Annotated in this window: 26 protein-coding genes; 6 read left to right on the top strand and 20 right to left on the bottom strand. The window is 66.3% G+C overall.

Annotation, left to right across the window (positions count from 1 at the left end):
* Positions 1 to 7 precede the first annotated feature (7 nt).
* Positions 8 to 604, bottom strand: coding sequence for an FMN-dependent NADH-azoreductase (locus VGN62_RS04655; protein ID WP_327451573.1), 597 nt, complete (start codon positions 602 to 604; stop codon positions 8 to 10).
* A gap of 75 nt (positions 605 to 679) precedes the next feature.
* Positions 680 to 1,375: a pirin family protein gene (locus VGN62_RS04650; RefSeq protein ID WP_327451572.1), complete on the bottom strand. Its 696-nt coding sequence runs from the start codon at positions 1,373 to 1,375 to the stop codon at positions 680 to 682.
* A gap of 139 nt (positions 1,376 to 1,514) precedes the next feature.
* Between VGN62_RS04650 and VGN62_RS04645 the strand changes: the two genes are divergently transcribed.
* The 3 genes from VGN62_RS04645 to VGN62_RS04635 all read left to right on the top strand — a co-directional run bounded on the left by VGN62_RS04645 (position 1,515) and on the right by VGN62_RS04635 (position 3,925).
* Positions 1,515 to 2,450: a LysR family transcriptional regulator gene (locus tag VGN62_RS04645; protein ID WP_327451571.1), complete on the top strand. Its 936-nt coding sequence runs from the start codon at positions 1,515 to 1,517 to the stop codon at positions 2,448 to 2,450.
* Positions 2,451 to 2,646: 196 nt separating this feature from the next.
* Positions 2,647 to 3,354 (top strand): response regulator transcription factor CtrA, encoded by a 708-nt coding sequence (gene ctrA / locus VGN62_RS04640; protein WP_058804653.1) that lies wholly within the window; start codon positions 2,647 to 2,649, stop codon positions 3,352 to 3,354.
* Between the two features lie 154 nt (positions 3,355 to 3,508).
* Positions 3,509 to 3,925 (top strand): contact-dependent growth inhibition system immunity protein, encoded by a 417-nt coding sequence (locus VGN62_RS04635; RefSeq protein WP_327451570.1) that lies wholly within the window; start codon positions 3,509 to 3,511, stop codon positions 3,923 to 3,925.
* A 94-nt stretch (positions 3,926 to 4,019) separates the two neighbouring features.
* Here VGN62_RS04635 and rplQ read toward each other — a convergent pair whose 3' ends face one another.
* From rplQ to VGN62_RS04600, 7 genes are all read right to left on the bottom strand, one after another.
* Positions 4,020 to 4,442 (bottom strand): 50S ribosomal protein L17, encoded by a 423-nt coding sequence (gene rplQ / locus VGN62_RS04630; RefSeq protein WP_327451569.1) that lies wholly within the window; start codon positions 4,440 to 4,442, stop codon positions 4,020 to 4,022.
* A 109-nt stretch (positions 4,443 to 4,551) separates the two neighbouring features.
* The gene (locus tag VGN62_RS04625; RefSeq protein ID WP_058803170.1) at positions 4,552 to 5,610 is read right to left on the bottom strand and encodes a DNA-directed RNA polymerase subunit alpha; all 1,059 of its coding nucleotides are present in this window, start codon (positions 5,608 to 5,610) and stop codon (positions 4,552 to 4,554) included.
* 101 nt (positions 5,611 to 5,711) lie between these two features.
* Positions 5,712 to 6,101, bottom strand: a complete 390-nt coding sequence (gene rpsK, locus VGN62_RS04620; protein WP_003040416.1) for a 30S ribosomal protein S11 — start codon at positions 6,099 to 6,101, stop codon at positions 5,712 to 5,714.
* A 104-nt stretch (positions 6,102 to 6,205) separates the two neighbouring features.
* Positions 6,206 to 6,574, bottom strand: coding sequence for a 30S ribosomal protein S13 (rpsM, locus tag VGN62_RS04615; RefSeq protein WP_077031818.1), 369 nt, complete (start codon positions 6,572 to 6,574; stop codon positions 6,206 to 6,208).
* Between the two features lie 200 nt (positions 6,575 to 6,774).
* Complete coding sequence (locus VGN62_RS04610) at positions 6,775 to 7,566, bottom strand: 3'(2'),5'-bisphosphate nucleotidase CysQ (RefSeq protein ID WP_327451568.1); 792 nt, start codon at positions 7,564 to 7,566, stop codon at positions 6,775 to 6,777.
* 13 nt (positions 7,567 to 7,579) lie between these two features.
* Positions 7,580 to 8,923, bottom strand: a complete 1,344-nt coding sequence (locus tag VGN62_RS04605) for a TldD/PmbA family protein (RefSeq protein WP_327451567.1) — start codon at positions 8,921 to 8,923, stop codon at positions 7,580 to 7,582.
* A gap of 48 nt (positions 8,924 to 8,971) precedes the next feature.
* Complete coding sequence (locus VGN62_RS04600) at positions 8,972 to 9,370, bottom strand: hypothetical protein (RefSeq protein WP_327451566.1); 399 nt, start codon at positions 9,368 to 9,370, stop codon at positions 8,972 to 8,974.
* 297 nt (positions 9,371 to 9,667) lie between these two features.
* Here VGN62_RS04600 and VGN62_RS04595 point away from each other — a divergent pair, with 297 nt between their 5' ends.
* The gene (locus VGN62_RS04595) at positions 9,668 to 11,605 is read left to right on the top strand and encodes a S9 family peptidase (RefSeq protein ID WP_327451565.1); all 1,938 of its coding nucleotides are present in this window, start codon (positions 9,668 to 9,670) and stop codon (positions 11,603 to 11,605) included.
* Between the two features lie 44 nt (positions 11,606 to 11,649).
* Here the strand turns inward: VGN62_RS04595 and VGN62_RS04590 are convergent, their stop codons facing one another.
* From VGN62_RS04590 to VGN62_RS04545, 10 genes are all read right to left on the bottom strand, one after another.
* On the bottom strand, positions 11,650 to 12,252 hold the full coding sequence (locus VGN62_RS04590; protein WP_327451564.1) for a hypothetical protein: 603 nt from the start codon (positions 12,250 to 12,252) through the stop codon (positions 11,650 to 11,652).
* Between the two features lie 76 nt (positions 12,253 to 12,328).
* Positions 12,329 to 12,844: a demethoxyubiquinone hydroxylase family protein gene (locus VGN62_RS04585; protein ID WP_327451563.1), complete on the bottom strand. Its 516-nt coding sequence runs from the start codon at positions 12,842 to 12,844 to the stop codon at positions 12,329 to 12,331.
* Positions 12,841 to 13,323, bottom strand: coding sequence for a disulfide bond formation protein B (locus tag VGN62_RS04580; protein ID WP_327451562.1), 483 nt, complete (start codon positions 13,321 to 13,323; stop codon positions 12,841 to 12,843). The genes VGN62_RS04585 and VGN62_RS04580 overlap by 4 nt, the downstream gene beginning before the upstream one ends.
* Before the next feature lie 13 nt (positions 13,324 to 13,336).
* Complete coding sequence (locus VGN62_RS04575) at positions 13,337 to 14,734, bottom strand: S41 family peptidase (RefSeq protein WP_327451561.1); 1,398 nt, start codon at positions 14,732 to 14,734, stop codon at positions 13,337 to 13,339.
* A 133-nt stretch (positions 14,735 to 14,867) separates the two neighbouring features.
* The gene (locus VGN62_RS04570) at positions 14,868 to 16,085 is read right to left on the bottom strand and encodes a murein hydrolase activator EnvC family protein (RefSeq protein ID WP_327451560.1); all 1,218 of its coding nucleotides are present in this window, start codon (positions 16,083 to 16,085) and stop codon (positions 14,868 to 14,870) included.
* Positions 16,082 to 16,510: a 23S rRNA (pseudouridine(1915)-N(3))-methyltransferase RlmH gene (locus tag VGN62_RS04565; protein ID WP_327451559.1), complete on the bottom strand. Its 429-nt coding sequence runs from the start codon at positions 16,508 to 16,510 to the stop codon at positions 16,082 to 16,084. The genes VGN62_RS04570 and VGN62_RS04565 overlap by 4 nt, the downstream gene beginning before the upstream one ends.
* Positions 16,511 to 16,655: 145 nt before the next feature.
* Positions 16,656 to 17,087 carry a ribosome silencing factor gene (gene rsfS, locus VGN62_RS04560; RefSeq protein WP_414713245.1) on the bottom strand — a complete coding sequence of 144 codons (432 nt, stop codon included), beginning with the start codon at positions 17,085 to 17,087 and terminating at the stop codon, positions 16,656 to 16,658.
* Positions 17,051 to 17,704, bottom strand: a complete 654-nt coding sequence (locus tag VGN62_RS04555; RefSeq protein WP_327451557.1) for a nicotinate-nucleotide adenylyltransferase — start codon at positions 17,702 to 17,704, stop codon at positions 17,051 to 17,053. The genes rsfS and VGN62_RS04555 overlap by 37 nt, the downstream gene beginning before the upstream one ends.
* Entirely contained in the window at positions 17,701 to 18,279 is a 579-nt protein-coding gene (locus tag VGN62_RS04550) for a hypothetical protein (protein WP_327451556.1), read from the bottom strand. The genes VGN62_RS04555 and VGN62_RS04550 overlap by 4 nt, the downstream gene beginning before the upstream one ends.
* 53 nt (positions 18,280 to 18,332) lie before the next feature.
* Entirely contained in the window at positions 18,333 to 19,619 is a 1,287-nt protein-coding gene (locus VGN62_RS04545; protein ID WP_327451555.1) for a glutamate-5-semialdehyde dehydrogenase, read from the bottom strand.
* Positions 19,620 to 19,697: 78 nt separating this feature from the next.
* Between VGN62_RS04545 and VGN62_RS04540 the strand changes: the two genes are divergently transcribed.
* Both VGN62_RS04540 and VGN62_RS04535 read left to right on the top strand, forming a co-directional pair.
* Entirely contained in the window at positions 19,698 to 20,822 is a 1,125-nt protein-coding gene (locus tag VGN62_RS04540; protein WP_327451554.1) for a DUF3667 domain-containing protein, read from the top strand.
* Positions 20,823 to 20,878: 56 nt separating this feature from the next.
* On the top strand, positions 20,879 to 22,510 hold the full coding sequence (locus VGN62_RS04535; RefSeq protein WP_327451553.1) for an alkaline phosphatase D family protein: 1,632 nt from the start codon (positions 20,879 to 20,881) through the stop codon (positions 22,508 to 22,510).
* Here the strand turns inward: VGN62_RS04535 and VGN62_RS04530 are convergent.
* The gene (locus VGN62_RS04530) at positions 22,495 to 23,391 is read right to left on the bottom strand and encodes a hypothetical protein (RefSeq protein WP_327451552.1); all 897 of its coding nucleotides are present in this window, start codon (positions 23,389 to 23,391) and stop codon (positions 22,495 to 22,497) included. The two genes, VGN62_RS04535 and VGN62_RS04530, sit on opposite strands and share 16 nt — an antisense overlap.
* Between the last annotated feature and the right edge of the window lie 113 nt (positions 23,392 to 23,504).

The following is a 23,504-nucleotide window of genomic DNA, read 5'->3' as shown; positions in this document are numbered from 1 at the left end:
GAGGGGGTCAGGCGGCCTGCTTCAGTCCTTCGATCGCCGTCGTGGCACGCGCGATCGCATCGCCGTCCATCTGGTGACCGTCGGCGGCGACGATAGTGACGTCGGTGATGCCGATGAAGCCGAGCACATGTTTGAGATAACCGCTCGCGAAATCGACCTGGCTGCCGAGCGGCACGCCGCCCGAGGCGAAGACGATATAGGCGCGCTTGCCCTTGAGCAGGCCTTCGGGGCCGGCTTCGGTGTAGCGGAAGGTGCGGCGCGCCCGCGCCACCTGGTCGACCCATGCCTTCAGCGTCGCGGGGATCGCGAAATTATAGATGGGCGCGGTGATGATGATCGTGTCGGCGGCTTCGATCTCGGCGATCAATTCCTCCGAACCGGCGAGCAGCGCCTTCTGTTCGTCGCTGCGTTCGGCCTCGTCGGTGAAATTCGCGCCGACCCAGCTTTCGGTCAGGAAGGCAGGCGGCGTCACATTGAGGTCGCGGCGGGTGACGGTGGCACCGTAGCTTTGCTCGACAAGGCGGCCTTCGAGCTGGTCGGCGAGCAGGCGTGTGGTCGAGCCGGTATTGCGGGCGCTGGCGTCGATACGGAGAATCTGGCTCATCTTGCGGTTCCTTCGATTTCGAAAAGGGGTGGGCCGCCGCCGGGGGGAGGGGGAGGGCGGCGGCCCGGGGGCTCGTCAGAGACTGTCGACGAGCACCAGTTCGGCGTCATCGACGGCTTCGACCTCGATCGTGCCGACATCGCGGAGCGCGATGCCGTCGCGGGGGTCGGCGTCCTTGCCGTTGACACGGATGCGGCCCTTGGCGGCGACGAGGTAAGCGTGGCGTCCGGCTTCGAGGTCGTAGGAGACGCTTTCACCGGCGTTCACCGTTGCCGCGGCGACGCGGGCGTTGGCGCGGATCGGCAGGGCTTCGTCACCCTCGATTCCGCTCGCCAGCGTCACGAACTGGCCCGACCGGTCGGCCTTGGGAAACTGGCGTGCGCCCCAACCGGGATTGCCGCCGTCGCGGTCGGGCATGATCCAGATCTGGAACAGCGTCGTTTCCTCATCCTCGAGGTTGAACTCGCTGTGCGTCACGCCGGTGCCCGCGCTCATCACCTGCACGTCGCCCGCTGCGGTGCGGCCGGTGTTGCCCATGCTGTCGCGGTGCGTGATCGCGCCGGTGCGGACATAGGTGATGATTTCCATGTCGCGGTGCGGGTGCGGGGGGAAACCCGCCTGCGCCGCAATGGCGTCGTCGTTCCAGACGCGGAGCGCGCCCCAGCCCATGCGGCCTTCGTCATAATAGTTGGCGAAGGAGAAATGGTGGCGGGCATCGAGCCAACCATGGTTGGCGTGGCCCAGCGTGTCGAATTTGCGAATGTCGATCATGGCTGTTCCTTTCGTATCTTCTCGATCGTTGCGCACATCGGCCAGGCCGGTGTGAACTTGTTGAGGTCAAAATAGGCTCTTGGATCGTTTCGAAAATAGCGTAGATGGAAAACCATCGTTTCCAATCAGGAGCTATTGCGTGGCGCTTCCCGATTATGAAGGCTGGGCCTGTTTCGTCGCCGTGGCGGAGGGCGGCAGCTTTACCGCCGCGGCGGCGTCGCTCGGCCTGTCGAAAGCGAGCGTGTCGAAAGCGGTGACGCGGCTCGAGGCATCGCTCGGCATCACCTTGCTCCACCGCAGCTCGCGTGTCGTGACGGTGTCGACCGCCGGCGCGGGCCTGCTCGACGAGGCGCGCGCGATGGTCGCGGCGGCGACCGCGGCGACCGAGGCGGCGCGCGGCGACCGGGTCGACCTCGCGGGGCCGATCCGCCTTGCCGCGCCGATGAGCTTCGGGATCAAGGTGCTCGGCCCGCCGCTGGCGGTGTTCCTCGAACGCCATCCGGCGGTCGAGATCGAGGTACTGCTGAGCGATGCGCGCAACGACCCGGTGGCCGAGGGGATCGACCTGACGCTGCGTATCGCGCCGCTGGCGGATTCGAGCCTGCTCGCGCGGACGATCGCGCCGGTCGCCGCGTCGGTGATCGCCAGCCCCGCCTATCTGGAAAAGCACGGCACCCCCAAACATCCGCTCGAACTGTCGGGGCACCGGCTGATCGGTTACGGCCATCGCCAGCGTGCGATGCCGCTGCATTTCCATCGCAAGGGCGAAGAGGTGACGGTGCTGCCGACGGGGCCGCTGTTCGCGAACAATGGGGACATCGCGGTGCCGCTGGTCGCGGCGGGGGGCGGCATCGCGGTGCTCCCCGACTTTATCGCCGCCGACGAGCTGGCGTCGGGGGCGGTGGTCCCGATCCTCACCGACTGGTCGATGCCGCAGGCGCATCTGCACCTGCTGTCGCCGCCGTCGCGGCTGCGCCCGGCGCGCGTGAAGGCGCTTTCGGATCATCTCGTCGACACGCTGAAAATCTCGTGTACCGGCGCGCACGAGCAATATCTGGCGCTGCATAAAGGATAGGGCGCCGCTGCGGCACTGTTGCAAATAGGCCGCGACTCGTGGATTTCCGCGGGTTAAGTCAAAATTAACCTTTTCCCTTCATTGGTTTCATGGTTAATGTTCCGGCAGTCCTGCAACGGGGGTTGGTCGGTGACATCCTTGATGGTCATGCGGCCGGTTCGCGGGATTATCGTGGGAAACAGTCAAGGGGTGCCCAATGCGCGTACTGCTGATCGAGGACGAGCCGACGACCGCGAAAGCGATCGACACGATGCTCACGACCGAGGGCTTCAATGTCTACACCACCGATCTCGGTGAGGAAGGCTTGGACCTGGGTAAGCTCTATGATTACGACATCATCCTGCTCGACCTGAACCTGCCCGACATGCACGGCTATGACGTGCTGAAGAAGCTCCGCACCGCCAAGGTGCAGACGCCGGTGCTGATCCTGTCGGGCATTTCGGAAATGGATTCGAAGGTGCGTTCGTTCGGCTTCGGCGCCGACGATTATGTCACCAAGCCGTTCCACCGCGACGAACTGGTCGCGCGCATCCATGCGGTCGTCCGCCGGTCGAAGGGCCACAGCCAGAGCGTCATCAAGACGGGCAAGCTGGCGGTCAATCTCGACACCAAGACGGTCGAGGTCGATACGACGCGCGTGCACCTGACCGGCAAGGAATATCAGATGCTCGAGCTGCTCAGCCTGCGCAAGGGTACGACGCTCACCAAGGAAATGTTCCTGAACCACCTCTATGGCGGCATGGACGAGCCCGAACTGAAGATCATCGACGTCTTCATCTGCAAGCTGCGCAAGAAACTCGCGCTCGCCTGCGGCGGCGAAAATTACATCGAGACGGTCTGGGGCCGCGGTTATGTCCTTCGCGACATCGACGACGAAGGCAATGAGGTGCGCCGCGTCGCCTGACGCCGCGTCCTTTCTGACGAGCTAACCGAGGGAACCCGGCGCGGAGCGATCCGCGCCGGTTTTCTTTTGCGCGGGTTGGGGCGAGGGTGTGTTGGTGAATGGCTGGTTTCGACCGGTTGCGGACGTCCGGAAAATTTGCTGAACGGTGCGCGCTATGAAACCCTTCGATCCATCCAAAACGCTGGAAGATCTTACCGGCCTCCATGTTGGTGATCCTGAAGCTGCGGAGACGCCGCTGGCAGCATGGGTCATTAGGTCTTGGAAAAAGCCGCTGTGCGAGTTGTCAGATGATGAAATCGGCCGGCTCGTGACGCAACGAGATGGGTTTCCTTACATCCTCGACCTTGTTTGGCCGAAGCTCGAAAATGACCCGCTGTTCGATGGAGGCTATTATCCGGGCGACGTCCTATCCAGTCTTATTCGATGCGATCTGCAGGTCTGGGCCACTCGTCCAAACTATCGGGCACAATTGGCTTTGCTTTACCAACGAGCTCTCGGCCGGAATGCAGAGGAAAATGACGCCTTTCGAGCCAGCCTCGATCTTCCCAGCGAAGGCTTAGCAATTTCCTGAACTTTACCACCGCGAAGACGGCCCGCGCCGCGCATGAAAAAGGGCGGCAGTCCCTTCGGACGCCGCCCCTGATCTGTGTGCAAGGCAGTGAAGCTTATGCTTCTTCCAGTGCCTCGTCATATTGTTCGACGGGGCCCGAATCCTGGCCCTTGGCGTCGACGTCGCGGTCGACGAATTCGATGATCGCGATCGGCGCCGCGTCCGAGGCGCGGATGCCGGCCTTGATGACGCGCGTGTAGCCGCCGTTGCGGTCCTTGTAGCGTTCGGCAAGGACGTCGAACAGCTTCACGAGCTGCGTGTCGTCCATCAGGCGGCTCATCGCGAGGCGACGGTTGGCAAGGCCACCGCGCTTGGCGAGCGTGACGAGCTTTTCGATGTAGGGACGCAGTTCCTTCGCCTTGGCGACGGTCGTCGTGATCTGCTCATGCTTGATGAGCGAGGCCGACATGTTGCGGAACATTGCCGTGCGGTGCGCGCTCGTGCGCTGCAGCTTCCGGCCACCCGATTTATGACGCATAATCCATTCCTTCGTTTGTCAGAGGGGCCGTTCAAGGTACCCCAAGCCAGGTCGATGTGCGGGCCGACCCCTTCCCGTTGTGAGCCCCGGCCGAAGCCGGGGCGCAAGGTCAGCCGAGAAGTTCCTGTTCGAGCTTCTTGGCCATTTCCTCGATGTTTTCCGGCGGCCAGCCGGGGATGTCCATGCCGAGGCGCAGGCCCATCGACGACAGCACTTCCTTGATTTCGTTCAGGGACTTGCGGCCGAAGTTCGGCGTGCGGAGCATTTCGGCTTCGGTCTTCTGAACGAGGTCACCGATATAGATGATGTTGTCGTTCTTGAGGCAGTTCGCCGAACGGACCGACAGTTCGAGCTCGTCGACCTTCTTGAGAAGGAAGCGGTTGAGCTGGTTGACGTCCGATTCATCGGCGGTGGTCGGCGAAGCCGCCATGCCGATGAGGCCGCTGTCGTTCATCGCTTCTTCGAAGTGGACGAAGACCTGGAGCTGGTCCTGGAGGATGCGCGCGGCGTAAGCGACGGCGTCTTCCGGGGTCACCGTGCCGTCGGTTTCGACGGTCAGGTTCAGCTTGTCATAGTCCAGTTCCTGGCCGATGCGGGCATTGTCGACCTTGTAGGCGACCTGGCGCACGGGCGAGTAAAGCGAGTCGACCGGGATCAGGCCGATCGGCGCGTCGACGGGGCGGTTGGCGGTCGCGGGGACATAACCCTTGCCGGTGTCGGCAACGAGTTCCATGTTCAGCGTCGCGCCGTCGTCGAGGTGGCAGATGACGTGGTTCGGGTTCATCACCTTGATGTCGCCCGACACCATGATGTCGCCGGCCTTCACGGTTGCGGGACCGGTCGCCGAAAGCTGGAGCCGCTTCGGGCCTTCGCCTTCCATCTTGAGAGCGATCTGCTTCACGTTGAGGACGATATCGGTGACGTCTTCACGCACGCCGGCAAGGCTCGAGAATTCGTGCAGGACGTTCTCGATCTTGATCGACGTGATAGCCGCACCCTGGAGCGACGAGAGCAGCACGCGGCGCAGCGCGTTGCCAAGCGTCAGGCCGAAGCCGCGCTCGAGCGGTTCGGCGACGAAGGTCGCCTTGCGCTTGCCGTCGCTGCCAGCCTTGATTTCCAGGTTGCTGGGCTTCTTCAATTCCTGCCAGTTCCGGATATTGACAGTCATAGACTTCCCTTTGCTTTGGGCGGGACGGGCAGGGGTCGACTGCCGCGTCCAGCGAGGATTTTATGCGGGCGGCGCCCCGGCGGGGCGCGCCCGAAGAGACGTCAGACGCGGCGGCGCTTGGCCGGGCGGACGCCATTGTGCGGGATCGGCGTCACGTCGCGGATCGACGTGATGTGGAAACCGACCGCCTGCAGGGCGCGGAGGGCCGATTCACGACCGGCGCCGGGACCCTTGACTTCGACTTCCAGCGTGCGGACGCCATGTTCGGCGGCCTTCTTGCCGGCGTCTTCGGCGCAAACCTGCGCCGCATAAGGGGTCGACTTGCGGCTTCCCTTGAAGCCCATCATGCCGGCGCTCGACCAGGCAATGGCGTTGCCCTGTGCGTCGGTGATGGTGATCATCGTGTTGTTGAAGGTCGCGTTGACGTGGGCGACGCCCGACGAGATGTTCTTGCGTTCGCGCCGACGAAGACGCTGCGGTTCACGAGCCATGATATATTCCTAACCTAATCCTGAATGGCCGGTGGCGGGCGGTTCGCCGCTGCCCCGGCAGGGGAAAGAAACAAGGAAGCGCGCCCGGAAGGACGCGCTCGACCTTACTTCTTCTTGCCGGCGATCGGCTTGGCCTTGCCCTTGCGGGTGCGCGCATTGGTGTGCGTGCGCTGACCGCGGACCGGAAGGCCCTTGCGATGACGCAGGCCGCGATAGCAGGCGAGGTCCATCAGGCGCTTGATGTTCATCGCCGTGGTGCGGCGAAGGTCACCCTCGACCGTGTGGTCGGCGTCGAGCGTTTCGCGGATCTGCAGGATTTCGGCGTCCGAAAGGTCCTGAACGCGACGCGTGTGGTCGATGCCCAGCTTGTCGGCGATGTCGACTGCAGTCTTGCGACCGATGCCGTGGATGTAGGTGAGCGCGATGATTACGCGCTTGTTGGTGGGCAAATTGACGCCCGCGATACGTGCCATGGGGTACTTTCTCCTGCTCCACAGGGCCGGTGGCAATCGGCCCCATCTCAAAGCGTCTGATTTTCCAACGCAAAAAACGGACCACGATGCGCACGAAGACGCTTCGCCGTCCGGTCAGGCTGTCGGAATGCTCGCGCAGTTAGGGTGAGTCGCCCTGAAAGTCAAGCGAACTGCGGTGGATTGCTTGTCGGAACCGGCGGCTATGGCTGCGATGTAAGGGCCACCGCACGGTCGTGCAAGCGGGCGACGACGGCCCGGTGGATTCCGGGGGCGCAGGCGATGACGCCAAAGGCTTGCGCGCGCGGTGTGTTGAACCTGAGTGGCTCGCCGAAGGCATCGGTGACGGTCGCGCCGGCCTCGCTCGCGATCAGCGCCGCCGCGGCGACGTCCCACTCGAAGCCCCAGCGCAGCGTCGCGACGAGGTCGGCGCGGTCGTCGGCGACGAGCGCCATGCGCAGCGCGATGCTGTTCGGCTTGGTCACCATGATCAGGTCGCGGTCGATCTTGGGCAGGCTGTCGGCGGGGACGCGCGACCCGTCGAAGATCATCCGCCGGCTGGCGCGCAGGCTCTCGCCGTTGAGCGTCGCACCCTTGCCCTTTTGCGCGACCCACAATTCGTCGAGCGCGGGGGCGTAGAGCACTCCGAGCTCGGGGGTGCCGTCGACGACGAGCGCGACCGATACGCACCAGCCGGGGCGCCCACGGATGAAATCGCGCGTGCCGTCGATCGGGTCGACGCACCACATCGCGCGGCACGACAGGCGGTCTTCATTGTCGGCGGTCTCTTCGGACAGCCACCCGGCCTCGGGGACCATCGCGCCGAGCACCGCTTTCAGGCGCGCATCGACCGCGAGGTCGACGTCGCTGACCGGATTGTCGTGCGATTTGTGCCAGACATCGACCGGCCGCCCCTCGCCGCGCCAGCGCGCCATCGCCATGTCGCCGACCTCACGCGTCGCGGCGATCACGGCTTCGAGGTTACGGCCCGGCATCGGCGTCCGGCCTTTAGCTCGACGCGACGGTCATGCCGTCGATGCGCAAGGTCGGCGCGTTGGTGGCGTGCCGGAATTCGAGGTCGTTTGCGGGGACCAGCGCGGCGAACATGTCGATCAGATTGCCCGCGATCGTGAATTCGGCGATCGGCCCGGCAAGCGCGCCGTCCTTGATCAGGAAACCCGATGCGCCGCGGCTGTAGTCGCCCGTCACCGGATTGACGCCATGGCCGATCAGCTCGGTGACATAGATCCCGTCGGCGATGCCCTCCATCAGCGCGGCGGGCGTCACGCTGCCCGGCGCAAGGTTCAGGTTGCTCGCACCCACCCCCGAAGCACCGCCGCCGCGGCTCGCATGGCCGGTCGGCGTCAGGCCGAGCTGCTTCGCCGAGGCGGTGTCGAGCAGCCAGCCGGTGATCTTGCCGCCCTCGACCAGATTGCGCGCCGCGGTGGGCAGTCCTTCGCCGTCGAAGGCGCGGCTGCGCAGGCCGCGCGGGCGGTGGGGTTCGTCGCGGATGACGATGCTGCTGTCGAAGAGCATCTGATCTTCCTTGCCGAGCAGGAAGCTGGTCCCGCGCGCGATCGCGGGGCCGGCGATCGCGCCGAGCAGATGGCCGACGATGCCGCCGCTGACGCGCGGGTCGAGCAGCACGGGCAGCTTTCCGTTCGGTGCCTTGCCGGGGTTCAGCCGCGCGACCGCTCGCGTGCCGGCGCGGTGGCCGATGTCGGCGGCGCTTTCGAGGTCTGTCAGATGGTGCGCGCTGTGCCAGCCATAGTCGCGCTGCATCGCGGCGCCTTCGCCGGCGATGACGCTGGCCGACAGGCTGTGGCCGCTCGACCCGTAACCGCCGGCAAAGCCGTGACTGGTCGCGAGCGCGAAGCGCGTGCGGCTGTGGCTCGCGCTGCCGCCTTCGCTGTTGGTGACGCCGTCGATCGCGCGCGCGGCTTCCTCGGCCGCCAGCGCGGCCTCGCGCAGTGCCTGCGGATCGGCTTCGCTGGCGTCGTCGAGGTCGAAGTCGGGAATGGCGCCCTTGAACAGCAGCTCTTCGGGGGCGAGGCCGGCGTACGGATCCTCGGGGGCTTCGCGCGCCATCGCGACGCAGCGTTCGACCAGCTTCGCGAGTTCGCCCGCGTCCATGTCGGCGGTCGATACGCTCGCGCTGCGCTGGCCGACGAAGACGCGGAGCGAAATGTCCTGCCCCTCCGACCGCTCGACATCCTCGAGCGCGCCGAGCCGCATCGAGACCGAGGTCGCGGCGTTGCAATAATAAAGCGCGTCGGCGGCGTCGGCGCCGGCCTTGGTCGCGGCGTCGCACAGCATCTGTGCGCGGTCGAGGGCTTCGGAAACGGTCAGCATGTCCGCGCCCTATACGGCGCGCGGCAAAGCGTCAAAATCTAAGTCCGATTAGCGGATGATCGCCGCGATCGCGTCCGATGCAGCGACTGCGCCGCTGATCCACAGAAAGGGCAGCGTCAGCGCGGCGACCCACAGGCGGCGGACATCGCGGCGGAAGCGCGCGTGGAGGCCCCAGCTGGCGAGCGCCTGGCGGCTGAGATGATACCAGCGGCGTTCGGTCGACCGCGCGATCGGCAGCGCCAGCGCCAGCAGCATGACCAGCGCGACGACGATGAGTGCGGACGGTGCCCCGGCGGAGACCGCGCCCATGACGAGCCAGATCTGGAGGGCGGCAAAGGCGAGGAGGGCGGTTGCGGCGTGCCAGGTCATTCGGCGGCCGAGACTCCGTGCCGGCGGCACGCTGACTGCCGTGCGCCTCCACAGGCGCGGTCCGAATGCTGATGCCATGTTACAGCCCCCTTAGGCTGGCGATTCCCAGAACCGCACGTTTTGCCCCAAAAATTCCCAAGTCAAGACAGGTTGCCAGCGATTCGTTAATTTTTGCACTCAACTCGGCGTGGATTCGCAACCAAATCGCGTCAGGCCGCGAAATTGCTGCAAGAACGGCGATATTCGTCGCGTTGCCGGCTCATAATTGCGGTCAATCGTCGAGGCGGACGGGCGGTTGGTCGACTTGCTTCCGGGGCGGACGGCGGTAGCGTCTAGGCCAGATTCGTCCATTTCAGGAAACCGGGGAAATCCATCATGCGTCATCTCGCCGTTCTGGCCGCACTTGTCTTGCCATTTGCACCCGCGCTGGCGGCCGAGGGAGACGCGTCTGCCGTCGAACCGAAACCCGCCGCGCTTGTCGCCGACGGCGTGCCCGTGGTCCCCGCGGCGCTGGCGGCGGCGACCCGGCCCTATCTCGAATATCGCACCGCAGCCTTCGTCGGCTGGAACCCCGCCGACCGGTCGATGCTCGTCGCGACGCGTTTCGGCAATACGGCGCAGTTGCACCGCGTCGCGCACCCGCTCGGCGCGCGCGAGCAGCTGACCTTCGAGGCCGAACCGGTTTCGCACGGGCGCTGGTCGCCCGGCGCCGGCAACCTGATGCTGGTCGAAAAGGACATCGGCGGCAGCGAATTTTACCAGATCTTCGCGATGAAGGACGGCCGGCTGACGATGCTGACCGACGGCAAGAGCCGCAATTCGTTCGACGCGTGGAGCAAGGACGGCAGCCTGATCGCCTTCACCTCGACCCGCCGTAACGGCCGCGACAATGATATCTATGCCATGGACCCGCGCGACCCCGCATCGGCGCGGCTGGTCGGGCAAGTGGACAGCAATGGCTGGTCGGTCGCCGCCTTTGCGCCCGACAAGAGCTGGCTTCTCGTCACGCGCTCGGCGTCGGTCGAAAAGACCGACCTGTTCCGCCTCGACCTTACGAGCGGAAAGATGGTGCCGATCGGCGATCATGCGAAGAAGATTGCCTTCAGCGGCGCGTCCTTCGCGCCCGACGGCGCGATCTGGGTGGCGAGCGACGACGGCAGCGACGTCCAGCGCCTCGGCACACTCGATCCCGCGACCGGCAAGTTCACCCCGCGCGGGCCGGCCGAAAAATGGGATGTCGAGGCGTTCGATATTTCGGGCGACGGCCGCTTCATCGCTTATGCGGTCAACGAGGCGGGGGTGAGCCGGCTGCGCGTGCTCGACATCGCGAGCGGCCGCGCGCGCACGGTCGACGCGCTGCCCGCGGGGGTCATCGGGCATATCGACATCGCGCCGTGGGGCGCGATCGGCATCGGTTTCACCTCGGCGCGGAGCGCAGCCGATGCGTACAGCATCGACCCCGAAACGCTTGCCGTAACGCGCTGGACAAAGAGCGAGACCGGCGGGCTCGATGTCGCGCGCAACGTCGAACCCGAGCTGGTCAGCATCAAGAGCTTCGACGGCACCGCGATGTCGGGCTTCCTCTATCGCCCCGACCCGGCGAAATTTCCGGGCAAACGGCCGCTGATCATGCACGTCCACGGCGGGCCCGAAAGCCAGTGGCGCCCCGAATATCTGGGCAGCACCAACTATGTCGTGAACGAGCTGGGGGTCGCCTATTTCTATCCGAACGTCCGCGGCTCGACCGGTTACGGCAAGCGCTTCGTCGGGCTCGACAACGGGCCGTTCAAGCGCGAGGACAGCGTCAAGGACATGGGCGTGTTCCTCGACACCCTCGCCAAGGATCCGCGGCTCGACGCGTCGCGCTTCGGCCTGACCGGGCGCAGCTATGGCGGCTATATGTGCTATGCCGCCGCGACGCATTTCGCCGCCAAGCTGCGCGCGAACCTGTGCGTCGTCGCCATCTCCGACTTCGTGACCTTCCTCGAGAATACGCAGGAGTATCGCCGCGACCTGCGCCGCGTCGAATATGGCGACGAGCGCGATCCCGCGCAGCGCCGGAAGCTCAAGGAAATCTCGCCGCTCACGCGCGTCGCCGATATCCAGAAACCGCTGTTTGTCGTCACCGGAGCGAACGATCCGCGCGTGCCCGCGTCCGAGGCGGATCAGGTCGTCGCCGCGGTACGCAAGGGCGGCGGGACCGCGTGGCACCTGGTGGCGACGAACGAGGGGCACCAGTGGGGCAAGAAAGAGAATGTGGACTACACATTCTGGTCGTCGCTGCTCTTCTGGCAGACCTATTTGCTGAACTGACGGGGCGCGTCACCCGCCACGGGATCGCACGGCGGAACGCCGGTTCAGTTTTTCGGCGGAACCGGCAGTTCGGCGGCGTCGGCTTCGTCGGGTGCCGTGCGCGCGGGCGGCTGTCCGCTGGCCTGACGTTCCAGCTCTTCGGCCGCCTTCTGGCGCTCGGCGAGCGCCTTTTCCTCGGCAACGACGGCGGCTTCGACTTCATCTGCCGCGGCGTCGATGCCCGCGATGCGCTTGGCGCGCTCGTCGGCGATCATCGCCTGCCAGTCGGTCTTGTCGGCGGCCTTGCGCTCGGCCTTCGCCCCGGCAACGAGCGCCTGCGTGCAGCCGGTGAAGCCGCCAAGGCCCGTCGGCGAGCAGCTGTCGGTGCCGAAACGGCCGACGCGTTCGAGCGCGACGACCTTGTTCGCCCACGCTTCGTTGCGCACGTCGAGCGGGTTGCCGCGCAGCATCGGCGGGACGCGATAGCGTTCGGTTTCGGGCAGGCGGTTACAGACGACGATTTCGTCGGGGCTCGACTGTTCGCACTTGTCGTTGCCATAGACGATGACCTGGTTGATCTTGTCGGCGTCCACCGACTGTTGCGCCGCGGCGGGCATGGCGGCGGCGCTGCCGGCGAGGATCAGCGCGAACAGGGGGAGGCGGGTCATCTCGATCATCCTTTGTCGTTTCAGGCGGCATGGCAGCCGCTGTCTGCACCCGTCGTGAACGGCGACGGCTATTCTATCAGATACGTTTGGACAGCGCGATGGCTGCACGGCAACCGGCGCGGATCGCGAAGCTGAGGATGGGATAGCCGGGGGCGCTTTCGGCTCCTGCCGCCAGTGCAGCTTCCTTGTGCTCCAGTTCCTCGGCGCGAAACTCGTCGACCGCGGCGCTGAGTTCGGGGTCGCTGTCGCCCAGTTCGTCGAGCTGGTGCCGGTAATGGCGGTCGATCTCGGTCTCGACGGCGGCGGTGCACGCCATCGCGGCGCGCGGCCCCATCGCTGCGGTGACGGCGCCGAGCGCGAAACCCGCGACCTTCCACACGGGCTGGAGCGCGGTCGGGCGCACGCCGCGCTTCGCGATCATGTCGTCGAAGAATTTGCGGTGGCGCTCTTCCTGTTCGGCCATATGCGCGATCTCGCGCGCCATCGGATGGCGGTCGCCCATCACCGCGAGTTGGCCGGCATAGATGCGCGTGGCGCCATATTCGCCCGCCTGGTCGACGCGGATCATCGATGCGGTGCGCTTGTTCGTCATACCGCCGATGTGGTCTTCCGGCGAAGCAAGGTCAAGACAAGTGCGGCGGCGCCAAGCGAGAAGATCGCGTTGAAGCCTGCAAGCGAAATGCCGAAAAGCGTCCATTGCGCGGTGTCACAGCGGATCAGCGGCGCGTTCATGATCGAATCGAGCGACACCGGTCCGGCGCCGCCCGTCGCGCAGGTCGTGATGCCCTCCCAGAAGCCATATTCGACCCCGGCGTGGAAGATGCCGATCGCACCGCTGATCGCGACAGCGATGGCGGCGAGCAGGGTGAGTGCGCGCATCGCCTTGTCATTGCGGCGGAGCAGCAGCGCGAGCAGCGCGAGCACGATCGCCGCCTGATGCGGCCAGCGCTGCCAGTAACACATCTCGCACGGGTGCAGGCCAAAGCCATATTGCGACACGAGCGCGCCGCCATAGAGCAGCAACGGCGCAAGAAACGCGACGACGGGCGCGGAAAGCCGCGAATTCAGCATGGCCGAAGCGTCCTCAGTTGCGCGCGGTGGGCTTGGCGGGCTTGGCCGGCGGCTTGCCGCCCTGCGCCATGCGCGGTGCGACCGGGCCGATGCGGCCGATCGTCTGCAACGCATAGTGGAGCTGGAAGTCCTCGATGCCCTTGGCCTTCAGGTCGGCAGCGGTCGCGGTAAAGCGCGGGTCGGCCTTTTCGTCCTTTTCGAGCAGGCCGTTGTCGACCTTCTTCTCGTTGACGAGGTGACGGCGCAGGTCGCTCTCGCGGAACTTCGGCCGCGCTGCATAATCGGGGTCCGAAAGCTGCGGCACACGGATATCGGGCTCGATCCCGCCTTCCTGCACGCTGCGGCCCGACGGCGTGTAATAGCGCGCGGTGGTGAGGCGCAGCGCGGTGGTGTCGGTCAGCGGCAGGACGGTCTGCACCGATCCCTTGCCGAAGCTGCGTTCGCCCATCACGACCGCGCGGTGCTGGTCCTGTAGCGCGCCCGCAACGATTTCGGAGGCCGAGGCCGATCCCGAGTCGATGAGCACGACGACCGGCGCGCCGCCGGCAAGGTCGCCGGGTTCGGCGAAATAGCGTTCGATATCACCCTTCTTGCGGCCGCGCTGCGAGACGATCTCGCCGCGTTCGAGGAACAGGTCGCTGATCCCGACGGCTTCGTCGAGCAGCCCGCCGGGGTTCGAGCGGAGGTCGAGGATCCAGCCGCGCGGTTTCTTGCCCAGCGACTTTTCGACCGCCAGCATCGCGGCCTTGAGGTCGGTCGTCGCGTCGGCGGAGAAGCTGGTGACCGTCAGCACGCCGACGTCGCCCGACACTTCCCATTTGACGGGCTTCAGGTCGATGATCTCGCGCGTCAGCGACAGCTCGATCGGCTTGTCCTGTCCTTCGCGCACGACGGTGATGTCGATCTTCGTGCCGGGACGCCCACGCATCTGTTCGACGGCTTCGTCGAGCGTCATCCCGAAGATGAGTTCCTTGTTGATGTGGGTGATATAATCGCCCGCCTTGATCCCCGCCTTGTCGGCCGGGGTGTCGGCGGTCGGCGCGATTACCTTGACGACACCGTCCTCCATCGTGACCGACAGGCCGAGCCCGCCATATTCGCCATCGGTCTGCGTGCGCAGGTTCGAAAAGCCGCGCGCGTCGAGATAGCCCGAATGCGGGTCGAGGCTGGCGAGCATGCCGTTGATCGCGCCTTCGATCAGCTTCGAATCGTCGACGGGTTCGACATAGTTCGATTTCACTTCGAGATAGACGTCCATGAAGCGCGAAATTTCTTCCTGCGTCTTCGAATCGACGGTCGCCATCGCACCGGTGGCAAGCGGGACGAGCGCCAGCGTCGAGAGCGCGGCTGCGCCCTGCCACAAGGCAAAGCGGCGCTTCGGGGAAGGGGCGATTCTGGTCGAGTCGGTCATCTGCATCTTTCACTCAGGCGAGAGCAAGCGCGCCTTATAATCCCCGGCGCGCCATCCTCCTACGCAAATCTGCGAGCGTCAAGCGGGGCATCTCGATAGAGCACGGCGCCATAATGTGCGATTAACCGCCGGATCAGCCGATCATCGCGACGATATCGACCGGATGCCCGGCGCGGCGCAGCTCGACGGTGATGCGGCTGTCGTCCGATCCCGCACGGCCGACCGGCGCGCCGGCATCGAGCGTATCGCCGACCCCGACCGACAGCGCGATCATTCCGGTGAGCAGCGAGACCCAGCCGCCGCCATGGTCGATGATCACGATCTTGCCATAGCCGCGATAGTCGCCCGCGAAGCCGACGCGGCCGGGCGCGGGCGCGACGACCTGTCCGCCCGGACGCGCCGCGATCGTGACGCCGCGCGATCGCACGCCGCTTTCATTGACCTCGCCGAGCCCCGCGACGATGCGGCCGACGACGGGCAGGCGGTAAGCGCCGCGCGCGAGTTCGGCTTCGGCGGCGGCGGGCGGTGCGGTGGCGGCGGTCACGCTGCCTTGGGGATTGCGCGGGCGCGGTAAGGGCCCTGCGAGCTGCGCGAGTTCGGCGCGCACCGCGCCGTCGGCCTCGAGGCTGTCCATCAGCTCGACGATGTCGCGCGCCTTTTCGCCGAGTCCCAGCGCGCGGTCGGCCTCTAACTGCGCGCTGCTCATCAGCTCGCGCGAGCGCAGCCGGCCTTCATTTTCGAGTCGCGTCAGCGCGTCGCGGCGCCCGGCGAGCTGCGCCTTGCTCGACGACAGCGCTTTCAGCGCCAGCGCCTGCTGGCGCCGCGTCGTGTCGAGCAAGGCCAGTTCGCGGCGGACCCCGGCGGTGCGGCGCTCGATCACCGGCATCGCGGCGTCGATCACCGCGCGTGCGTGGACCATGTCGGACAGCGATCCGGGCTGCGCGAGCACGCTGACCGGTGGCTGGCGGCTCAGTTGCTGGAGCGAGGCGGCGAGTTCGAGCAAAGGTTGCTGCTGGCGCGCGAGCTGCGCGCGCTGCGCCGACAGGCGGCGACTGACGAGGGCGACGCGGGCCTCGCCCGCGCTGATATCGGCCTCGGCCGACTGGATGCGCGCGGCGAGCGCGGCGCTGCGCTTTTGCAGCCGGTCGGCTTCGCTGCTCGCCGCGGCGGCCTGTTTTTCGAGCAGCGCGCTGCGCGCCATCGCCGCCGCCGACTGCTGCTTTGCGTCGACCAGCTGGGCGCGCTCGCGCGCGGCGATCGCCTGCGGATCGAATATGTCGCTCTGCGCCAGCGCCAGCGCGCCGCCGGCAAAGGCCGTCGCGATGGCGAGGGTGACGAACGCGCGCCTCACTGGCGGCCCTCGCGATGATAGGGGTGGCCGGCGACGATGCTTGTCGCGCGCCACAATTGTTCGGCGAGCATCGCGCGCGCCATCAGGTGCGGCCAGGTCGCGCGGCCGAAAGCGATGACCTTGTCGGCGCCCTCGCGCTCCTCAGGGGTAAAGCCGTCGGCGGCGCCGAGGCAGAAGCGCGCTTCGCGCACGCCCCCGTCGCGCCATTTTTCGAGCAATTTCGCAAATTCGAGCGACGACATCTGGTCGCCGCCCTCGTCGAGCAGGATGGTGCGGCTGTTATCTTGCGCGGCGGGAAGGCGCCCGCCGGTATCGGGAAGTTCCGAAATCTTCTGCGCCCAGGTCACGCGCTTCATATAGCGCTCGACCAGCTCGGCCTCGGGCCCGCGTCCGATGCGCCCGCGCGCGATGATGTGCAGCAACATAAGGTTTTCATTCACCTTCGGTGAAAGCGGCACCAGCCCGCTCCCCCACCCGGCCTCCCCGACGATAGTAGCCTATGGGAGGCCGGGTGGGGGAGCGGGCTGGTGCCGCTTCTGTTCGGGCTCTAGGCCGAACAGAACAAAAACGTCAATTCGCTGCGGTAACGGGCGGCGCGTCGCCGAACGACCACATGCGCTCGAGGTTGTAGAAGCTACGGACCTCGGGACGGAACAGGTGGACGATGACGTCGCCGGCATCGAGCAGCACCCAATCGGCGTTGGGAAGCCCTTCGACGCGAACACTGCGGCCCGCTTCCTGCTTGATCCGCTGCGCCAGTTTTTCGGCGATGGCCGAGACATGGCGCGTCGAACGGCCGCTCGCGATCACCATATGGTCGGCGATGCTGCTCTTGCCGGCAAGCGGGATGGAGATGGTTTCCTGGGCCTGGTCCTCGTCCAGCTGGTGGAGGATCAGCGCGTGGAGCGCTTCCACGCTGTCATTGGCGGGTGCGGCGCCGGAGGCGGCCCCCTGGGTGGCGGAGATCAAATGCGTCCTTTCCTGTTCGGTTCCACCAGCCATGAACGCGTGATCGGGTCGCGCAGGGCGCGGCCTTCATAGCGTTCGAACCAGCGGGGGTTGGCCTGCCGTATCGCAGTTGCGGATCGCACATCGGGCGAAAATCGCAGGAACACGAGGGCGGGCGGTCTCCAGTCTGTCCAATGCTTCTTCTGGTCTGCGGGCCGGACAAATCGCCGCAGCCATCCCATCGCACGTCTTGCATGGGCACGGTCGTTATAGCCCGGACGCGCGATAACCGCAATCGGCATCAACCGCGCGATCCCCCGCCAGTCGCGCCACTGGGGCAACTGGACCAGATTGTCGGCGCCCATGATCCAGATGAACTGGCGGTTCGGGTAACGGCGGACGAGCTTCTTGAGCGTGTCGATCGTGTAGCGAGTGCCCAGTTCGGCCTCGATCGCGGTCGCGCGGATCGGCGACCGCCGCGCGGTACGCTGCGCCGAGCCGAGGCGTGCGGGGAGCGAGGCCATGCCCGCCTTGGGCTTCAGCGGATTGCCTGGCGAGACGAGCCACCACAGTTCGCCCAATCCCAGCGCCTCGATCGCATTGAGACTGATCGCGCGATGCCCGCCATGCGCGGGGTTGAAGCTGCCGCCGAGGAGGCCGGTGGGGGTCATCGCTCAGACCCTTCGACAACTTCGGGCAACATATAGCATTCACGATAAGGTTCGCCAGCTTGTCGCGCCTTTAGTCCTAGGTCAGCGGCAACCTTACGATAGGTCATGTCGCCCGTCTTATCGATCCTTACGGAAACCTTGTTTTCACACCATCTCGCGAGCGGCGTCGCGGCAATGCAGCCGTTCAAAGAGATTAATTCACCCGTCGAAAAGTTGTCCGAAATTTGCGTGCGAAAAACGAGATCCCGGACTTCGCACTCGGCGATCCAGCGATGATTGGAGAGAATTTCTTCAAGCGACGGGAATTTTTTGTCTCGAAGCGAAGCCGTCTCGGCCGGCGTCTTGCTCGGACGGAAGCTCGTCCCATCGATCACGAAACAAGATGGATCGAGCACGATCGTCAGATAGAGCGGCTCTCGCGAAAAGGGCGCTGCCTTCGAAAAGCGGATCGTCTCTACCAGGCGATCGGCGACAATGTTCCTTGCGATTTCTTTTCCATAGCCTTCGTCAGCGCGCACTATGAGAAGGACATCCCGCGCAACAAGCCATAAAAAAGGCGTTGCGGTGATCAGCAAGATGAGCGCCGCCCAGCGAAACCATCGTGCCCGTCTGCGGGGCTTCACGGCCGTCAAGGCCGGACTTGCCCGCTTCCGCGCACCAGCCACTTGTAGGTCGTCAGCCCTTCGAGCGCGACCGGGCCGCGCGCGTGGAGGCGGCCCGTGGCGATGCCGATTTCGGCGCCGAGGCCGAATTCGCCGCCGTCGGCGAACTGCGTCGAGGCGTTGTGCATGACGATCGCGCTGTCGACGCCGGTCAGGAAGCGTTCGGCGGTCGCGGCGTCCTCGGTGACGATCGCGTCGGTGTGGCGGCTCGAATGCGCGTCGATGTGGTTGAGCGCGCCGGAGAGGCCATCGACCATGGCGATCGCGACGATCGCGTCGAGATATTCGGTGTCCCAGTCGGTCGCCGATGCGAGGTCGACATGCGGGCTCAGCGCCGCGACGCCCTTGTCGCCGCGCACTTCGCAGCCGGCCTTGATCAGCGCGTCGACGATCGCGAGCGGCGCGGAATAGGCGCGGTCGATCAGGATCGTCTCGGTCGCGCCGCAGACGCCGGTGCGCCGCATCTTGGCGTTCACCGCGAGCTCGACGGCCTTCGCCGGATCGGCGGCGCCGTCGATATAGAGGTGGTTGATCCCGTCGAGATGCGCGAGCACGGGCACGCGCGCCTCGTCCTGCACGCGCGCGACGAGGCCCTTGCCGCCGCGCGGGATGATGATGTCGATCAGCCCCTGCGCGCGCAGCATCGCGCCGACCGCGGCACGGTCCTGCGTCGGCACGAGCTGGACGGCGTCGGCGGGTAAGCCGGCCTCGACCAGCCCCGCCGCAAACGCCGCGTGGATCGCGCGGTTCGAATGCACCGCTTCGCTGCCGCCGCGCAGGATCACCGCATTGCCCGACATCAGCCCGAGCGCCGCGGCGTCGGCGGTCACATTCGGCCGGCTTTCATAGATGATGCCGACGACGCCGAGCGGCACGCGCACGCGGCTCAGCACCAAGCCATTGGGGCGCGTCACGCGGTCGATCTCTGCCCCCGACGGATCGGGCAGCGCGGCGACATCGTCGATCGCATCGGCGATCCCGGCGAGCCGGCCCTCGTCGAGCCGCAGCCGGTCGAGCATCGCGCCCGACAGGCCGTTCTTCTGTCCCGCTGCCATATCTTCGGCATTGGCGGCGAGGATGTCGGCCGCGCGTGCACGAATCTGCGCCGCTGCCGCACGCAGCGCCGCGGCCTTGTCCGCCGTCGGGGTCAGCGCGAGCCGCTTTGCCGCGGCGCGCGCGTGCGCGCCCATGTCGGCGATCAGGGCGGCGGCGTCGCCGGGCATCGGCGGGGCAGAGAGGGCTTCGGCGTTCATGGCGCCGCCCTATCACGCTTTGCTTGAGGGGCGAAAGTCCCGTTGCGCCGCTCCCCGCACCTCATTAGGCAGGGCGCCATGAGCGGGGACATCGAAGGCATCGGGGCGGCGGTGACCGCCGGTTTGGCAGGACATGCGGTCGAGCCGCGGCACGGCGGGGCGGGCGCGGCGCATGCGGGCATGCGTTGCCTCAATTGCGGCACCAGCCTGACGGGCTCGCATTGCCACCACTGCGGCCAGCGCGCCGACGTGCACCGCAGCTTCGGCGCGATCGGGCACGACCTTGTCCACGCGATCTTCCATTTCGAAGGCAAGATCTGGAACACTTTGCCCTTGCTGACCTGGCGGCCGGGCGACCTCACCCGGCGCTATATCCATGGCGAGCGCGCGCGCTTCATCTCGCCGCTCGCGCTGTTCCTGTTCGCGGTGTTTCTGACCTATGCGGTGCTCGCGATGGTCGGCAGCGGCGGCGGCGTGGGCGAGGGGATCGCGAAGGCCGCGGCCGAACAGACGCGCTCGAACGCGCTCAAGGAGAGCTTCCACGAGGAAGCCGATCGCATCGACCAGCGGCTGGCCGACAAGGGCCTGCCCGCTGCCGAGCGGCGTTTGCTGGAGGAGGAGCGCGAAACGCTCCAGAAGAGTGCAGACTATCTCGGTGTGGCGCGGCGCCTGAGCGAGAAGGAGCGCGACACGGGGCCACCGGTGCTCGACGATCCCGCCAAGCAGATGATGACCAGCGTCGAATTCGTGTCGCGCACCAAGGTCAATACCGGGGTCCCGTTCATCGACCATGGGCTCGAAAAGGCGATCGCGAACCCCGCGCTCATATTCTACAAGCTCCAGGCGAACGCCTATAAATTCGCCTGGGCGCTGATCCCGCTGTCGCTGCCTTTCATGTGGCTGCTTTTCCCGTTCAGCCGCCGTTTTCACACCTACGACCATTTCGTCTTCGTCACTTACTCGATCAGCTTCATGCTGCTGCTGTTCGTGGTCGTGCGTCTGCTCAACCTGACGATATTCGGCGACGTCGCGACCGCGTTCGCGATGCTTTATGTGCCGTTCCATATGTATCGCCAGCTTCGCGGCGCCTATCGCTCGTCGCGTTTCGGGGCGCTGGTACGCACGAGCCTGCTGCTCTTTTTCAGCCTCTTTTCGGTCATCACCTTCATGCTGCTGCTGCTCGCGCTCGGGGTGATGGGATAGCGCAATAACGTAACAAAGACCGGGCACAGACCCCGGCGGACGAAGGGAGACGCGCGATGCACGAGCTTTGGGGCGAAATGGACCGGCGCCTGCTGATCAAACTCGGCACCGCGGGGCTCGCCGCGCTGTCGCTGCCCGGCGCGGCGCGCGCGATGATGGCGCAGGGCTTTACCCACGGGGTCGCGAGCGGCGAGCCGGGGGCGAATTCGGTGCTGCTGTGGACGCGTTACGCCGCGGCGAACGACACGCTGCTGACGGCCGAATTGTCCGAAAGCGCGGACTTTGCGCGGATTGCCGGTGGCGGCAGCGTCACCGCCAGCGGCGACCGCGACCATACGGCGAAGATCATCGTCGACGGGCTCGAACCCGGGCGCTGGTATTTCTATCGCTTCATCGCGCCCGACGGGGCGAAGTCGGCCACCGGCCGCACGCGCACATTGCCCGCCGGGCCGACGAGCGCTTTCACCATCGCGCTTTTTTCCTGTTCGAACCTGCCGTTCGGCTGGTTCAACGCCTATGCCCACGCTGCGGCGCGGAACGACATCGATCTCGTAGCGCATGTCGGCGATTATCTCTATGAATATGGGGTCGGCGACTATCCGTCGCTCAAGGACCGGCTTCCCGGCCGCGATATCCAGCCAACGCATGAGATGGTGAGCCTCGCCGACTATCGCCTGCGCTACGCCGCCTATCGCAGCGACCCCGATCTCCAGCGGCTGCACCAGCTCTTTCCCGTGATCGCGCAGTGGGACGATCATGAATTCGCGAACGACGTCTGGAAGGGCGGCGCCCAGAATCACGATGCGGGCGAAGGTGAATGGCGCGTCCGCGAGGCGGCGGCCGAGCGCGTGCATGGCGAATGGATGCCCGTCGCCGATACGCGCTGGCGCCATTATCAGGCGGGCGACCTCGCGACGATCTTCCTTCCCGAAACGCGGATCACCGCGCGCGACAAGGTCTTTGACCTCGGCGAGATATTGAAGGGAAAGGGCGCCGCCGCCGCCGCGCTGAAACAATTCGCCGAGACCGGCTATCGCGATCCGGCGCGGCAATTGATGGGCGCCAGCCAGGAAAGCTGGCTGTTCGACGGTTTTGCGAAATCGGTGAAGGCGGGCACGCGCTGGCAGGTCTGCGCGCAGCAGATCGTGATGGGATCGCTGTTCACGCCGCCCGAATCGCGAGGCTGGTTCGGCGCCGACCAGCCCGATTATGTGAAACGCCGCGTCGAGGTGTCGCAACTCGCGGCCAAGGCGGGGCTGCCGCTCAACATGGACAGCTGGGACGGCTATCCGGCGGCGCGCGATCGCCTGCTCGCCGCGGCGCAGCGCGCCGACGCCGACCTTGTCACCCTGTCGGGCGACAGCCACAATGCCTGGGCGTTCGACCTTGCGCACGACGGCCGCCCCGCGGGAATCGAGATTGCGGGACACAGCGTCACCTCGCCGGGGTTCGAAGCCTATACGCCGGGCATTTCCGACGCGACGCGCGTGTCGGGGCTGCGCGCGTCATCGCCGCAGCTCAAATGGGCGAATACGGCGGCCCGCGGTTATGTGACGGTGCAACTGACGAGCGAGCGTGTGACCGCGAACTGGCACAATATGGAAACGATCCGCGCGCGCGCGCCCGCGATCCGGAACACGCACAGCCTGACCGCGCAGCGCGGCCGCCGCGCTTACGACGCCGCCTGACAGACCGGAGGCCACGACCGGTCGGGATCGGGCACAAGGTCGATCAGGAACATCTCGCCCGACCGGTCGCCGTGGCGCTGCGCAAAGAGCAGGCGATCGCCCTTTGGCGACAGCAGCGGGCCGACCTGGAACTGCGCGGGATCGGCGGGGATGCGCCCGGCTTCGATCCAGCGCTCCCCCTCGCGGCGATAGCGGTAGAGGTGCGAGCGGTCGCCGCGGTCGGACACGGTGATCATCGTCTTGCCGTCGCGCGAAATCTCGGCCTCATAATCATGGCCGTCCCCGCTCACCGGCGCGTCGAGATTGGCGACCGTCCATTCGCCCGGCCGCACTTCGGTCGCGACATAGATGTCGCCGCCGCCGGCGCTGCCTGCGCGGTCCGATCCGAAATAGAGGCGGCCGTCGGCGTCGGTGCGCGGCAACAGCTCGGCGGCGGGCGAATTGACGGGCGCGGGCAGGCGCTGCGGTTCGCCCCAGCCGCCATCGACGGTGCGCTCGACATACCAGATGTCAAAATCCTCCTTCGCGGGCGCGTGGCGCGACGAGATATAATAGAGCCGCCGACCGTCGGGGGTGATGAAGGGGTCGGCCTCGATCACCGGCAGGGGCATCGCGAACGACGGCGGAACGGGCTGGCCCCACGCGCCCTTTTCGCATCGCGATTGCATCAGCCGATAATTCCGGAAGTCCTTGTCGGCGGCGAGATAGACCATCGTTTGGCCGTCGGGGGCGAAGGTCGGCGAGGATTCGTAACCCGGCCCCGAAATGGCGGCAGGCGTCCATAGTGTGGCGGAGCCGGATGGCGGCGTTTCCGCCGCGGCCGTGCAGCCCGCGAGCGCAGCGGAGGCGAGGAGGGCAAGCAGACGGTCGGCAAATGGCATGGACTTTCGCTCCGGCAAGACGCTAGCAGCAGGGCAGCGAATGTTGCCGCGGCGCGGGCGATTGGCCAGCGTCCGATCGGCGGCGGCGGCGCCATAATGGCGGCGGGAGAGGA

This window comes from Sphingopyxis sp. (genome assembly GCF_035998905.1).
In the GTDB taxonomy this organism is placed as follows: Bacteria; Pseudomonadota; Alphaproteobacteria; order Sphingomonadales; family Sphingomonadaceae; genus Sphingopyxis.
The sequence above is the reverse complement of the archived record's forward strand: the minus strand, read 5'-3'. Positions and strand labels throughout refer to the sequence as shown.

Coding starts and splice junctions, on each gene's coding strand:
- VGN62_RS04655 (WP_327451573.1), bottom strand. CDS start 604: ATGAGCCAGATTCTCCGTATCGACGCCAGCGCCCGCAATACCGGCTCG.
- VGN62_RS04650 (WP_327451572.1), bottom strand. CDS start 1,375: ATGATCGACATTCGCAAATTCGACACGCTGGGCCACGCCAACCATGGT.
- ctrA (WP_058804653.1), top strand. CDS start 2,647: ATGCGCGTACTGCTGATCGAGGACGAGCCGACGACCGCGAAAGCGATC.
- VGN62_RS04635 (WP_327451570.1), top strand. CDS start 3,509: ATGAAACCCTTCGATCCATCCAAAACGCTGGAAGATCTTACCGGCCTC.
- rplQ (WP_327451569.1), bottom strand. CDS start 4,442: ATGCGTCATAAATCGGGTGGCCGGAAGCTGCAGCGCACGAGCGCGCAC.
- VGN62_RS04625 (WP_058803170.1), bottom strand. CDS start 5,610: ATGACTGTCAATATCCGGAACTGGCAGGAATTGAAGAAGCCCAGCAAC.
- rpsK (WP_003040416.1), bottom strand. CDS start 6,101: ATGGCTCGTGAACCGCAGCGTCTTCGTCGGCGCGAACGCAAGAACATC.
- rpsM (WP_077031818.1), bottom strand. CDS start 6,574: ATGGCACGTATCGCGGGCGTCAATTTGCCCACCAACAAGCGCGTAATC.
- VGN62_RS04610 (WP_327451568.1), bottom strand. CDS start 7,566: ATGCCGGGCCGTAACCTCGAAGCCGTGATCGCCGCGACGCGTGAGGTC.
- VGN62_RS04605 (WP_327451567.1), bottom strand. CDS start 8,923: ATGCTGACCGTTTCCGAAGCCCTCGACCGCGCACAGATGCTGTGCGAC.
- VGN62_RS04600 (WP_327451566.1), bottom strand. CDS start 9,370: ATGGCATCAGCATTCGGACCGCGCCTGTGGAGGCGCACGGCAGTCAGC.
- VGN62_RS04595 (WP_327451565.1), top strand. CDS start 9,668: ATGCGTCATCTCGCCGTTCTGGCCGCACTTGTCTTGCCATTTGCACCC.
- VGN62_RS04590 (WP_327451564.1), bottom strand. CDS start 12,252: ATGACCCGCCTCCCCCTGTTCGCGCTGATCCTCGCCGGCAGCGCCGCC.
- VGN62_RS04585 (WP_327451563.1), bottom strand. CDS start 12,844: ATGACGAACAAGCGCACCGCATCGATGATCCGCGTCGACCAGGCGGGC.
- VGN62_RS04580 (WP_327451562.1), bottom strand. CDS start 13,323: ATGCTGAATTCGCGGCTTTCCGCGCCCGTCGTCGCGTTTCTTGCGCCG.
- VGN62_RS04575 (WP_327451561.1), bottom strand. CDS start 14,734: ATGACCGACTCGACCAGAATCGCCCCTTCCCCGAAGCGCCGCTTTGCC.
- VGN62_RS04565 (WP_327451559.1), bottom strand. CDS start 16,510: ATGTTGCTGCACATCATCGCGCGCGGGCGCATCGGACGCGGGCCCGAG.
- rsfS (WP_414713245.1), bottom strand. CDS start 17,087: ATGGCTGGTGGAACCGAACAGGAAAGGACGCATTTGATCTCCGCCACC.
- VGN62_RS04555 (WP_327451557.1), bottom strand. CDS start 17,704: ATGACCCCCACCGGCCTCCTCGGCGGCAGCTTCAACCCCGCGCATGGC.
- VGN62_RS04545 (WP_327451555.1), bottom strand. CDS start 19,619: ATGAACGCCGAAGCCCTCTCTGCCCCGCCGATGCCCGGCGACGCCGCC.
- VGN62_RS04540 (WP_327451554.1), top strand. CDS start 19,698: ATGAGCGGGGACATCGAAGGCATCGGGGCGGCGGTGACCGCCGGTTTG.
- VGN62_RS04535 (WP_327451553.1), top strand. CDS start 20,879: ATGCACGAGCTTTGGGGCGAAATGGACCGGCGCCTGCTGATCAAACTC.
- VGN62_RS04530 (WP_327451552.1), bottom strand. CDS start 23,391: ATGCCATTTGCCGACCGTCTGCTTGCCCTCCTCGCCTCCGCTGCGCTC.